This window comes from Nonomuraea sp. NPDC003707 (assembly GCF_053587055.1).
The window spans coordinates 80,619-92,560 of record NZ_JBSFNK010000003.1 but is presented as its reverse complement, the minus strand read 5'-3'; the positions used below and the strand labels follow the sequence as shown (position 1 = coordinate 92,560).

Genomic DNA, 11,942 nt, shown 5'->3' with positions numbered 1-11,942 from the left:
CGTCACTCCTCTGCCATACGGCGCAGTTCCCGCTTGATGACCTTGCCTGCGGCGTTCCTGGGCAGGGCGTCCAGGATGAGCAGCACCGTGGGCAACTCGTGCCCGGCCAGCCGGGTGCTCAGGAAGGCCCGCACGTCGCTGAGCGCCAGCGGTCCGGTGGCCACCACCGCGGCGGCCACCGCCGTGCCCATCACCGGGTGCGGCACCCCGAACACCGACGCGTCCGCCACGGCCGGGTGCTCGTGCAGCGCCGACTCGACCTGGATCGTCGAGACCTTGAACGCGCCCGACTTGATCACGTCGCTCTCCCGGTCGACGAGGTACAGGTAGCCCTCGTCGTCGAGGCGGCCGAGGTCGCCCATGCGCACCCAGCCGTCCTGGAACGCGCTGTCCTCGCCGGTGCTTTTCCGGTCGGGGCCGTAGTAGGCGCGGGGATGGGCGGCGGCGCGCAGCCACACCTCGCCCGTCTCGCCGGGCGCCACGGGGGTGCCGTCCGCGTTCGCGATCCTGAGCTTGGAGCCGCCCGCCGCGCGGCCGAGCGAGCCGGGCCGGTCCGCGTCGTAGATCATGATGGTCTGCGCCGGGGCGGCCTCGGTGGAGGTGTAGTAGTTCGCGACGGTCGCGTTCGGGAACGCGGCGGTCAGGCCGGCGGCGATCGACGGGGGCAGCGCGGCGGCGGCCGAGCCGAGCAGCAGCACGCTGGACAGGTCGTGGCGGTCCTGCACGCGGGCGTTGAGAAGCTCGGCGGCCATCGCGGGGACGACGAAGACGGTGCCGGCCGCGTACTCCTCGATCAGGGCGGCGAAGCGGGCCGGGGTGAAGAGCGGGAGCGTCACCACCGCAGGGGCGGCGGTGAGGGCGTGGAGCAGCATCACCTGGCCGGCGTTCGTGCCGATGGGGAAGGCGTGCACCAGATGCCGGGAATGGGCGAACGGGCGGCGTTTGGGGTGGACGGGCGGGGAGGTCAGGTTCGCGTGGGTGGCGGCGACACCCTTGGGCCTGCCCGTCGTGCCGGAGGTGTAGAGGATCTGGGCGAGCGAGAGCGGATCCGGGGCCTCCGGCTCCTCGAGGACAGCCGGTCCCGACAGGAGCTCTGCCAACGGGATTTGGGCCGGCCCCGGGGGGAGCGCCGGGTCCCCGCCGCCGTGGACGACCGTCGTCGCCCCGCAGTCCTCGATCATGTACGCCAGCTCCGGCGGGGCGAGCCGGTCCGAGAGCGGCACCGCCACGCCGCCCGCCTTCAGCACGGCCATCCAGCTCACCGCGTAGTCCAGCCACTCGCGGGCGCCGAAGACCAGCGCGACCCGATCGCCCTTGAGCGGTCCTGGGAGCGCGCGGGCGGCGGCGGTGGAGCGCGCGTCCCACTCCGCCAGGGTCAGGCTGCCCTGGCCGGCGACGATCAGCGCGGTGTGGTCGGGATCGGTGGCGGCTCGGGACGTCAGGAGATCGGGCACTGGAAGGGCCGACGGAACCACCCCCAGAATTTTTTTCGTCGTGCCGCTTGACGCTAGAAAAAATGCACACACGCGTCAAGCCCTTACCTATAGGCGCTTGCCGACGTCTGGCACCGCGTGACACACTCGCCCCGGATTCCCCGACGAGGGAGGGTTCACCAGGTGCTGATGGATGGGGAGCTTCGCGAACGGCTCGCCGACATGATCGCCAAGGCCGCCGACGGGGCGGTCGATCCGGCCGAGGTGCTGTCCGGGCAGACCCGGCTGAGCGATCTCGGCGTCACTTCTCTGGCCTACTTACGACTGATCGACGCGGTGGAGGCCGAGTTCGGGGTGGAGCTCGACCCCACGGCCATCGACAGCCTGGACGCGCTGGTGGACTACGTCCGGCTCCATGGCTGACCCCGGTGAGGTGCCGGCCAGGGACGGGCCGCTCACCTGGGGGCAACAGGACATCTGGCGGGCGGTCGTCGCCGCCGCGCCGCAGGAGCGCTACCTCAACATCGCCCGGGTCTTCGCGGCGCCCAAGCGTCCGGTGAGCGTGGAGCGCGCCGCGCTGGCTCTCGAACGGCTGGTCGCCCGGCACGAGTCGCTCCGCACCCGGCTCACGGGGCCGCGCGACGCACCGCTCCAGCGGGTCTGGCCGTCCGCGTGTCCCCTGTACGAGGTGGTCGAGACGGGGCCGACCGAGCCAGGGCCGTTCGGGTCGGGGCCGGTCGGGTCGGTTCGGGCCGAGGAAGTGAGCCCGGTTCCTGTCGAGGAAGCGAGCTCGGTTCTGGCCGAGGAGGTGGGTGAGCGGCTGGCGGCCGAGCCGTTCGCGTACTGGGAGGAGTGGCCGCTGCGGGTGGCGTTCGTGGTGGCCGGGGGATATGTCCGGCACATCGTCCTGGTCCTCTGCCATCTCGCCGCCGACGGCCACGCGGCCGAACTCGTGGTCAAGGACTTCCGCCTGCTCCTGCTCCGGGACTCCCTGCCACCCCTGCGCAGCGCCACACCCGGGGAGCTCGCCGCCTGGCAGCACTCGCCCGAGGGGAAGCGGGTGTCGGGGGAGGCGATCGGGTTCTGGCTGGAGGAGTACGCCCGGATGGACCCCGTGCCGCCGTCCCCGCACATACCGGGGGAGCCGCGTTTCGTGGAGGCCACGATGCGCTCGCCCGCGCTGCACGCCGCCGCGCAGGAGGTCGCCGCCCGCAACCGGGTCAGCTCCTCGACGGTGCTGCTCGCGGGCGCGATGCGGGTGGCCGGAGGGCTGACCGGGCAGCGGTTCTGCGGGATGCGGGTGATCGTGAACAACCGCTTCGCGGCCGGGCGGCGCGACGTGGTGTCCACGGTCTCGCAGGAGGCGCTGGTGGTGCTGGACCTGCGTACGGAGTCCTTCGACGCGCTGGTGCGCCAGGCGTGGGGGACGGCGCTGCGGGCGTACCGGCAGGCGCAGTACGACCCGTACGCGATGGAGGAGGCGGTCACCCGGGTGGGGCCGGGGATCCGGTCGTTCGGCTGCTTCAACGACCAGCGGCTCGTCCAGGAGGACGGCCAGGTGGCCGCCCTGGAGGGCAAGACCGAGGTGGTCAGGACGGACGCGATGGACCGTAACATCTGCGACTTCCGCCTGCACGTCGGCGGCGAGCCGGGCCGCATGGAGGTCTCCTGCTACGCCGACACCGCCCTGCTGCCCCCGCCGGGCATCGAACAGTACCTGCTGGACCTGGAAGCCCTGATCGTGGAGGCGGCCCGTACATGAGCCTGTACGCGGAGGCGACGTCGTGCGCGCAGGGGGAGGAGCTCCGCTTCCGGCTCCTCGACGCGGGCGGCGGCGCGATCGTGGTGGAGGACGTGCCGTCGGGCCGGGTCGTCATGGAGGACATCTCCGCCGGCGGTCCCTCCTGGACCCTGAAGGTAGGCGACGACTGGCCCAGCTCCCTTTACCGAGCCATTTACCACGACACCAGCGCATATTTCGTCGTACGTAGCTCTGTGCCCGCTTCGCCCATCCTCGTGTCGATCCCGTTCCCCACCTGGGAGGCGTACAACCGGCCCGGCGTCCCCGGCGAGGGCCTCTACCAGTCGGAGCAGCCCGACCGCGCCGTCAAGGTCACCTTCGACCGGCCGGGCGCGGGGCCGCAGATCGAGGAGTGGGAGCTCGGCCTGCTCCGCTGGCTCGGCCCGGCGGGCTACACCGTCGACTACTGCTCGGGCCTGGACCTGCACGGCGGCCTCGACCTCCTCTCCCGCTACCGGCTCCTGGTCATCAACGGCCATGACGAGTACTGGTCGTGGGAGATGCGGGACGCGGCGGAGGCATTTGCCCGCCGTGGCGGAAATATCGCCATATTCTCCGGCAATACCTGCTGGTGGCAGGTCCGCTTCGAGGACGACCTCCGTACCATGGTCTGCTACCGCGACGCCACCGCCGACCCCATGGCCGCCACCGACCCCGGCAGGGTCACGGTCGAGTGGCCGAGCGACCCCGTCAACCGGCCCGAGAACACCCTCACCGGCCTCTCCTTCAGGAACGGCGCCGGCTGCTGGGTGGACTCGCGCGTCATGTCCGAGGAGTCCTACACCGCCAGATTCGCCGGCCACTGGGTCTTCGAGGGAACGGGGCTCGCGGACGGTGACACGTTCGGGAGAGGCGCGATCGGCTACGAGACGGACGCGGCCGACCTGGAATGGGTGGCCGGCGTCCCCCGGGCGACCGGTCGTGACGGCACGCCCCCGTCCTTCGTCGTCCTCGCCACGGCCGACCTGTCCCACTGGCGCCGCTACGGCAAGGGCGGGGCCGCCACGATGGGCCTCCACCGCCTCGGGGCGGGCACCGTCTTCAACGCCGGCACCATCAACTGGGGCAACACCCTCGACGACCCGGCCCTGGCCACCATCACCCGCAACATCCTCAACCGCCTCTCCCACCCACCCACCACCCCCACCTGGGACCCCATCGGCACCACCCCGCCGGTGGCCATCGCGGCCGCTTCGCCACCCTCGGCTCCTGCTCCACCTGCGGCCCTCGCCGACGCGCCGCCGGAGCGGGCGTCGGCCCTCGCGTCGCGGGCGGCCGGGGCCCTGTCGCCTCTCGCGGCGGTCAAAGCCGCGCCGTCGGCCTCCGACGTCGGCGCGTCGCCGTCCGATGAGGTCGCCCTGTCGGCGGCCGTCGAGCCGGGCGGTGCCGCAGCCGTGCCACCGTCCAGCGCGGCGGTCGAGCCGGGCGGTGCCGCAGTCGTGCGGGCGCTCGTTTGCTGTGAGAACCGCCTCTACGCCGCGTGCCCGGACGGAACGCTCGCCGTCAGGGACGTATGCGGCCAGAACCTCCCGTGGCAGACGATCGACGAGACCGACGCGATCGCGCTCGCCGCACCCCGGGAGGCGCACGGCGGCCCGCCCGCCGGGCTGTACGGGGTCGCCCCGGACGGCACCATCCGTTACCGCGACCCCGTGCCGGCCCCGATGCCGTGGCGGAACGTCAGCCGGGCGCCAGAGGGCACCATCGCCCTGGCCGTCGTGGACGAAGGGCTGTTCGCCGTCACCTCCGGGGACGAGCTGTGGCACCTGCCCATCAGACGGCTCGGCGTTCACGACTGGAGGAGCGTCGGCCCGGCCGCCGGTGCGGTGAGCCTGACCGCGATGAACGGCCGGCTGTTCGCCGTCTCGGCCGACCGGATCCTCGTGAGGACGGCCGAGCGGCATGAGGCCGGTTGGAGCGACCTGGGCCCCGCCGAAGGGCACATCGCCCTGGCCGCCGCCGCAGGACGACTCATCGGCGCCGCACCAGACGGCGTCCTCCGCTGGCGGTCACTGTCGTAGAGCAGGCGCCGACCACCGTCGCCAAGCCTGTCAACGAGCGGCCGCTCTGCGGAACGGGCACCCTGGTCACCGGGGTTCACTACCGGTACCCGGTCGTGCCGGCCAACGTGGCCGCCATCCTCGACATCGTCTCCGGGGCCGGCTGGAGCGAGGAGGAGTCCGCCAAGCTCAGTCGTACAGCCAGGAGGCCAGGAGACGGCTGAGTCTTGGCATGACGATCCAGGTCATGAGCGCGGTGAGGACGGGCAGGAGCAGCGCGAACCGCAGCGGTGGTGGGAGCGGGGACAGGAGCGGTTCGGCGATGGTGGTGATGGCGAGCAGCAGGATGTAGAGGGCCGTGAGGGTGATGAGCCAGGTCTTCCAGCGGGCGGGCGGGCGTACGACCTGGCCGTCGGTGGGTGCGAACCAGCCGTCGAGACCGGTCAGGTCGCGTTCGAGGGGCGGCGAGTCGACCAGGTCGGCCGACTCGGCAATCAGGGCGGCGCGGTCGGGTGAGGATCTCCAGGCGGCCAGTTGCTCGGCATCGGCGAAGCGGTAGACGATCGCGTACTCGCCGCCTCCCTCGGACGGGGGGATGACCGTCATGCCCTGGCTGCCGTGCGCGGCGGCCAAGGAGCGGACGCGTTCGAGGAAGGCCTCGAACTCCTGCTCTCTGCCCGCCCGCACACGTCGGGTGACCAGGACGATCATGGCAGCAGGTCGGTGACCAGGGTGACGGCCTCGTGCAGCTCGCGCCGATCCTGGTAGCGGCTGAAGTGGACGCCATCGGGGGTGACCAGGGCCTTGGCGCCCAGGTGTTCGGCGAACAGCCGCACATGCTCGAGGGGGTCGGGCGTGAGCACCGGGTCGTCGATGGCGACCAGCACCCTGAACTGCCCGGCGGCGCGCCGGATGCGGTCCCAGTCGAAGCCATCCTGGAAGAACGGGGCGAGCTGGTCGTAGCCGACCTCGTGGGCCATGGAGGCGACCAGCACGACGCCGGCGTAGGGGCCCTCGCGGCCGACGTCGTGCTGCTGTAGCAGGCGGAGCAGGTTGACACCGCCCAAGCTGTGCCCGACCAGGACGGTGTCGCGGGGGTCGTTCACCTCGGCGGTCACGGCCTTGAGCCAGGGTTCGGGCTGTGGCGCCCCAGGGTCGGGCATCTGCGGGACCCGCACGTCGTGGGGGCTCAGTTCGGCGGCCAGGTGGTCGTACCACGCCTGGTCGGGGGAGCTGGCGTATTCGTGCGAGATGACGACACGGCTCATGGGGTTCCAATCGAATCGCTACGTTTCGTTTCGATTGAAAGGTAGGCTACGGTGATCTACATGTCAACCGAGCGCAGGGGCGGGCGCACCCGCAGCCCCGAGGCCCACCAGGCGGTACTGACCGCCGCCGCCGAACTGCTGGAGGAGCACGGCTACCAGACCCTGACCATCGAGAAGATCGCCGCGCGTTCCGGGGTCGCCAAAAGCACCATCTACCGGTGGTGGCGCTCCCGGCCCGAGCTGGTGATGGAGGCCTACACCCAGACCGTCGACCGGCGGATGCCCGAGCCCGACACCGGATCGGTGCAGAGCGATCTCACCGTTTTCGTCACCGAGCTCTATCGGGTGGTGAAGCATCCACTGCGCGTCCGCACGCTGCGCGGGCTGATGGCCGAAGCCCAACTCGACGAGGACTTCCGCGAACCGTTCCGCGCCTGGGTGAACAGCCGCCGCGCGATCGTGGCCCACCTCCTGGAACGAGGCATCGAACGCGGCGAACTCGACCCCGGCCTGGACATCGGCCACGCGACGGACCTGATCTTCGGACCGTTCTGGTACCGGCTGCTCGTGGAACACGAACCACTCGACCCCACCGACGTGGCGGCCCACGTGACCCGACTGATCAAGGGACTCGGACGAACACAAGGGTCAGCGGTCAAATGACACGGTCAGCTTGCTCCAGCGCGGGTGCCGGGGATCAACGGCAGGCCGCCTCGCCACGGCGCAGAGTTCGTCTTCGGTGATCGAGGGCGCCGTGATTCGCTCGGCGGCGGGCCACTTGCCCGGCCTAGCGATCCCCGCCTAAGGGCGGTCGCTTTCGTAGGCCAGCCACTGCGCGAACGTGTGCAGCCCGTAGTCCAGGGTCACAGCCTCCCGCCATCCCAGCTCGACCTCCGCCCGCTCGACGTTCACCAGCGGCCCGGGCGGCTCGTCGGACGTCTCGACGTCCATCGGTCGCACCGCCTTGGACACCGCCTCGGCCAGCTCACCCATGCGCAGCCGCTTCCGGCCGGCGATGTTGTACACGCGCCCCGCAACCCCCCGTTCCAGCGCGGCCAGCACCGCCCCGGCGACGTCCTGTACGTGCACCAGCTGCACCGGACGCCCGGAGACAGGCGCGGGACGGTTGAGCGACGACCGTAGCACCAGGTCCGCCACCGGCCCGCCCTGCGGCATGCCGGGCCCGTACGGCGCGCCCAGCCGCAGCACCACCGCTCCCGGCGCGGCCGCCTCCACCTCCAGCAGGGCCCGCGACAACGGCGTGGCGGCGGGCGACACGGGTGTCTCCTCGTCCACCCACTTCCGCTGCGGGTAGACGTGGACCGAGCTGAGCAGCACCCCGCTCCGCCCGCCCGCGAAGGCCGCCCGCGCGAGCCGCAGCTCCTCCTCCGGGTCGGCGTCCGGGGACCAGCCGAGGGCGCACACGTGCACCACCGGCACGCCGGAGTCACCGGCGGCGAGACGGAGGCCCCGGTCGGCGAGCGCGTGCGCCAGGTGCTCCCGGACGAACGTCTCGGCACCGCTCACGGCCACCGTCGCGGACGGTCCCAACGCCGCGATCAAGGAAACCGGGGACGGTGAGGGTACGGCGTGCGGCGGGCGGTCCGCCGGGCCCGTTCCCAGGCTCGCCTCCGGGGCCGGCCGCGCCGCGTCGTGCAGGCCCTCCTCAAGACCCCGCCGCGCCACCTCGTGCAGCTCCGCCGACAGCCGCCCCAGCTCCCGCCCCGAGAGCTCGTGGCACAACCCGCCCGGCCCCATCGTGGCCAGCGCCTCGTCCACGACCCGAGCGTCCCCCAGCCCGCGACCCCCGTCCACGACCCGAGCGTCTCCCGGCTCACGACGGCCCCGATGCACGACCCCCATCGTGTACGCCGTCAGCCACAGCGCCCCATGCGCTCCCGCGCCCGCCCGCGCCACCAGCGCGCCCGCGTCGATCCCCAGGCCGGCCAGATAGTCCTCGCACCGCAGGTCCCGCCACCGCCCCGACCCCGGCACCCGTACGGCGCACTGCGCGACGCCCCGTTTGAAGAACGGGATCACCGGCAGATCGTCCAGCACTGCGCCCTCGCCCAGCCCCGCCAGCGGGTCGTCGGTGAAGAAGCACGGCGAGCGGCGCACCCCCTGGAAGTCGTTGTCCACCAGGCTCGCCAGGTCCTCGTGCTCGGCCAGGCTGGGCACCGCCACGAACACCGGCACCCCGGCCTGCCGCAGGTACCGCCCCATGAGCACATCGTCGGGCCATGTGTCGCCCCGGCCCGCGGCCCACTCCACGTACCCCTCGGCGACCTCCTTGGGCAGCAGCAGCGCAGCCACCGGCGTGTACTCGCCCGCCCCCGCCACCCACCGCGCCCCGGCCAGCGCCCCCTGGCGTACGGCGGCGCCGTTGCGTGAGTTCCAGAACGCGAACAGGGCGAGCGCGGCGTGCGGCATGGCGCGGGCGGCGCGCTCGGCCCGTTGGAAGAACGTGCTGGAGAGCACCATGTCGTCGTGCAGGAGGAAGTGGTGGGTGGAGTCGCCGGGGATGCTCGACCACGCCAGCAGCGAGGTGCGGAACGCCGAGGGCCGGCCGCCCGGATCGGGGTCGGTGACGACGTCGAGCACGCCCCCGGCCAGCCGCGCCGCCGCCTCCCTGCGCTGGGGATGCGCCATCACGGCCCCGCTCAGCCGCACTCCCCGATTCACGTCCCCAGGCATGCGCCTACCGTGAGCTCGCCCGACTCGACGAGGTCCAGGGCGTCGCGCCGGTCCCCGTCCTCCCACCGCACGTCACGTACCACCAGCAGCCCCGACCCGCAGGCCACCAGCACGCCGCCGGTCCCGGTCGACCACACGGGGGCGAGCACGGTCCCGGCCGGTTCCGTGCCGCTGAGCTCGATGAGATCTGCCCCAATGAGATCTGCGCTGTGGACGTACAGCCGCCGCCCGGAGACGGACGTGAACGCGCCCGGATAGGGCGGGGCCAGCGCGCGTACCCAGTCGTAGAGGTCGGAGGCGGGCCGGGACCAGTCGATCAGCCCGTCCTCGGGCCGCCGCTTCTCCCACCACGACCCGCCGGGCCCCTGCGGGCGCGCCACCACGCGGCCCTCCAGCAGCAGCGGGATGTACGTCGCCAGCAGGTCCACGTTGATCTCGGTGACCTTGCGGTAGACGGCGCCGACGTCGTCGCGCCGGCTGACCGTGAACTCCCGCTGCGCGATCAGGTCCCCGGTGTCGGCCCCCTCGTCCAGGAAGAACAGGCTGACGGCGCTCGTCTCCAGCCGCTTGATGATCGTCCACGGCAGCGCGGCCCGCCCCCGTCCTTCGGGCAGCCGCGTGGGATGCAGCCCGATGGACCCCAGGGGGCACGCCGACAGCAGGGGCTCGCGCACCAGCTGCGACCATCCCGCGATCACGAACAGGTCCATGTCCTTGACCAGCTCGTACGCCTGCCCGTCGTTGATGTCGGACGTCTCCAGCAGCGGGATGCCGTGCTTCTCGGACGCCTCCCTCAGCGGCGCGAACCCGGAGCGGTGCTGCAGCGTGGGCGGGTAGCCGATCAGCAGCGACGGCGGGGTGCCCTGCGCCACCAGCACGTCCACCGCCGGCGCGGCGAACTCCATCCCGGTGGCGAACGCGAACGTCTTCACAGGACCTCCCTCAGCACCCCGAACGCCTCAGCGCGGGTGACGCCGATCTCCGCTCCGCGTAACGTGGCCAGCGCCGTCACCGAATCCTCGCTCCTGATGTGCGGTGAGGGCCGGTGCTGGCTCTCGTACGCCCGCAATGCCGCAAGCTTCGCGCCCATATAAGCGGATATATCGCAGTAAGCCGTCGAGCGGGGCATCGGCTCGGACGCCCACTGGATCTTCGACATCTCGTACATGAAGACGTTCGGCACCAGCCACTTGCCGAACTGCCGCGCGATCGGCCGGGCGGCGGCGAACCCGGCGTCGAAGACCGCGCAGTGGTCCTGGTCGTAGTCGGCGAAACTGGGCAGGAGCAGCAGGTCGGGCCGCCGCTCGTTCAGGGTGTGCTCGAACAGGTCCACCAGCTCCCGGCGCGGCAGCGTGTCGAGCCGCTCGGTCAGCCCGCGGTCCCCGTACGCGATCTCGAAGGTGAAGCCGAGCAGGCCCCGCACGGCCTCGATCTCGTCCAGCCGCTGCCGGTACGTGGTGGAGCCGGCCAGCCCGTAGTGGCGCATGCCGTCCACCGCCAGATACAGGACGTGCACCTCGGCACCGAGCTCGGCCTGCGCGGCCATCAGGCCGGCACAGCCCAGGACCTCGTCGTCGGCGTGGGGGGAGATCACCAGGACGCGGTCAAAGCGGCGCATTCACTGCCCTTCGGTCCTCGCGGGCGCGGTAGTAGTCGGCGGTGGCCATGATGAGCTCGTCGAGGGTGACGCGGGGCCGCCAGCCCAGGTCGGTGGCCGTCCTGAGCGCCGGGATCTTGTGGAAGGACTCCGCCTCGGCGTAGTGCGGCCCGTGCACGGTCCGGCCGTCCACGCCGACGATGGGGGAGGGGCTGCCGAGCAGGGCCTTGACGCGTTCGGCGAGCTCCATGACGGTGACGGCGTTGGCCGGGTTGCCGACGTTGATGATGACGTCGTCGCCGTCCAGCGCCGCGTCCATGAAGCCGATGAGGAACGCCGTCAGGTCACTGGCCGCGATGAACGCCCTGACCTGCTCCCCGCCCGCGAACACCGTGATCGGCCGCCCGGCCAGGGCCTGCTGCACGAACGTGGGCATCACGAACCCGCCCGCCCGCGACTGCCGCGCGCCCGCCACGTTGAAGGGCCGGATGACGATGCCGCGTAACCCGTGCTGCCGGCTGTTGCAGACCATGGCCTCGGCCAGCGTCTTGGCGACGGCGTACTCGATGCGCGTGTTGTACTGGGTCGGCACGACGATGTCGTCCTTCTCGTCGAGCACGCCGCTGCGCCCGTACACCTCGGCCGAGCTGAACATGCACAGCGGCACCCCGGCGGCGGCGCACGCCTCGATGACCGGCGCGGTGCTGCCGATGATGTCGTGCCCGAGCCGCCCCGACCGCGACAGGATGCTGGCCGGGCCCACGTAGGAGGCCGCGTGGATGACGCGGTCCACGCCCGCGAAGTCGCCGCCGGAGGCCAGGTGGTCCTCCACGCGCTGCCTGATGACCGTGCAGCGCGGGTCGGTGTCGTAGTCCTCGCCGTCCACGACCGCTCCGGCGTTCGAGTCGATGATCCGTACGCGGTGGCCCGCCGCGAGGTAGGCGTCCACCAGATGTGAGCCGATGAATCCGAGACCGCCGGTGATGACTACTTCGCCACCTGGTGCTCGCACGGACCCGCCTTTCCCGCTCGAGGAAAACGGTCATACTGGGACCTAGGCGGGATTAAAACAGTTTTCGTCTGTCTTGTCACCCATGGCCACAACTTTTCACCGCGGCGCGTGAACCCCTCCTGACGCGGGTAGCTCCC

Annotated in this window: 11 protein-coding genes; 4 read left to right on the top strand and 7 right to left on the bottom strand. The window is 71.9% G+C overall.

What is annotated here, in order from left to right; all coding sequences use genetic code 11:
• Positions 1 to 2 precede the first annotated feature (2 nt).
• Positions 3 to 1,454: a class I adenylate-forming enzyme family protein gene (locus tag ACWDRB_RS08155; protein WP_449892409.1), complete on the bottom strand. Its 1,452-nt coding sequence runs from the start codon at positions 1,452 to 1,454 to the stop codon at positions 3 to 5.
• A gap of 168 nt (positions 1,455 to 1,622) precedes the next feature.
• Here ACWDRB_RS08155 and ACWDRB_RS08150 point away from each other — a divergent pair, with 168 nt between their 5' ends.
• The 3 genes from ACWDRB_RS08150 to ACWDRB_RS08140 are packed head-to-tail and all read left to right on the top strand — an operon-like array spanning position 1,623 to position 5,255.
• The gene (locus ACWDRB_RS08150) at positions 1,623 to 1,856 is read left to right on the top strand and encodes an acyl carrier protein (protein WP_355196023.1); all 234 of its coding nucleotides are present in this window, start codon (positions 1,623 to 1,625) and stop codon (positions 1,854 to 1,856) included.
• Entirely contained in the window at positions 1,849 to 3,195 is a 1,347-nt protein-coding gene (locus ACWDRB_RS08145) for a hypothetical protein (RefSeq protein ID WP_449892408.1), read from the top strand. Before ACWDRB_RS08150 ends, ACWDRB_RS08145 begins: the two co-directional genes overlap by 8 nt.
• On the top strand, positions 3,192 to 5,255 hold the full coding sequence (locus ACWDRB_RS08140; protein WP_449892407.1) for a N,N-dimethylformamidase beta subunit family domain-containing protein: 2,064 nt from the start codon (positions 3,192 to 3,194) through the stop codon (positions 5,253 to 5,255). The genes ACWDRB_RS08145 and ACWDRB_RS08140 overlap by 4 nt, the downstream gene beginning before the upstream one ends.
• A gap of 168 nt (positions 5,256 to 5,423) precedes the next feature.
• On the opposite strand, the gene ACWDRB_RS08135 is transcribed toward ACWDRB_RS08140, so the two are convergent.
• Both ACWDRB_RS08135 and ACWDRB_RS08130 read right to left on the bottom strand, forming a co-directional pair.
• Positions 5,424 to 5,945 carry an antibiotic biosynthesis monooxygenase gene (locus ACWDRB_RS08135; protein WP_449892405.1) on the bottom strand — a complete coding sequence of 174 codons (522 nt, stop codon included), beginning with the start codon at positions 5,943 to 5,945 and terminating at the stop codon, positions 5,424 to 5,426.
• Entirely contained in the window at positions 5,942 to 6,502 is a 561-nt protein-coding gene (locus tag ACWDRB_RS08130) for an RBBP9/YdeN family alpha/beta hydrolase (protein WP_449892404.1), read from the bottom strand. Before ACWDRB_RS08130 ends, ACWDRB_RS08135 begins: the two co-directional genes overlap by 4 nt.
• A 60-nt stretch (positions 6,503 to 6,562) precedes the next feature.
• On the opposite strand from ACWDRB_RS08130, the gene ACWDRB_RS08125 reads away from it, so the two are divergent.
• Positions 6,563 to 7,165, top strand: coding sequence for a TetR/AcrR family transcriptional regulator (locus ACWDRB_RS08125; RefSeq protein WP_449892403.1), 603 nt, complete (start codon positions 6,563 to 6,565; stop codon positions 7,163 to 7,165).
• A 138-nt stretch (positions 7,166 to 7,303) separates the two neighbouring features.
• On the opposite strand, the gene ACWDRB_RS08120 is transcribed toward ACWDRB_RS08125, so the two are convergent.
• Genes ACWDRB_RS08120 through ACWDRB_RS08105 form a run of 4 tightly spaced genes read right to left on the bottom strand, consistent with a single transcriptional unit; the run spans position 7,304 to position 11,805 of the window.
• Positions 7,304 to 9,196 (bottom strand): NAD-dependent epimerase/dehydratase family protein, encoded by a 1,893-nt coding sequence (locus tag ACWDRB_RS08120; protein ID WP_449892402.1) that lies wholly within the window; start codon positions 9,194 to 9,196, stop codon positions 7,304 to 7,306.
• Positions 9,181 to 10,128, bottom strand: a complete 948-nt coding sequence (locus tag ACWDRB_RS08115) for a methionyl-tRNA formyltransferase (RefSeq protein WP_449892401.1) — start codon at positions 10,126 to 10,128, stop codon at positions 9,181 to 9,183. The genes ACWDRB_RS08120 and ACWDRB_RS08115 overlap by 16 nt, the downstream gene beginning before the upstream one ends.
• On the bottom strand, positions 10,125 to 10,814 hold the full coding sequence (locus tag ACWDRB_RS08110; protein WP_449892400.1) for a PIG-L deacetylase family protein: 690 nt from the start codon (positions 10,812 to 10,814) through the stop codon (positions 10,125 to 10,127). Before ACWDRB_RS08110 ends, ACWDRB_RS08115 begins: the two co-directional genes overlap by 4 nt.
• Positions 10,801 to 11,805, bottom strand: a complete 1,005-nt coding sequence (locus ACWDRB_RS08105) for an NAD-dependent epimerase/dehydratase family protein (protein WP_449892399.1) — start codon at positions 11,803 to 11,805, stop codon at positions 10,801 to 10,803. The genes ACWDRB_RS08110 and ACWDRB_RS08105 overlap by 14 nt, the downstream gene beginning before the upstream one ends.
• Between the last annotated feature and the right edge of the window lie 137 nt (positions 11,806 to 11,942).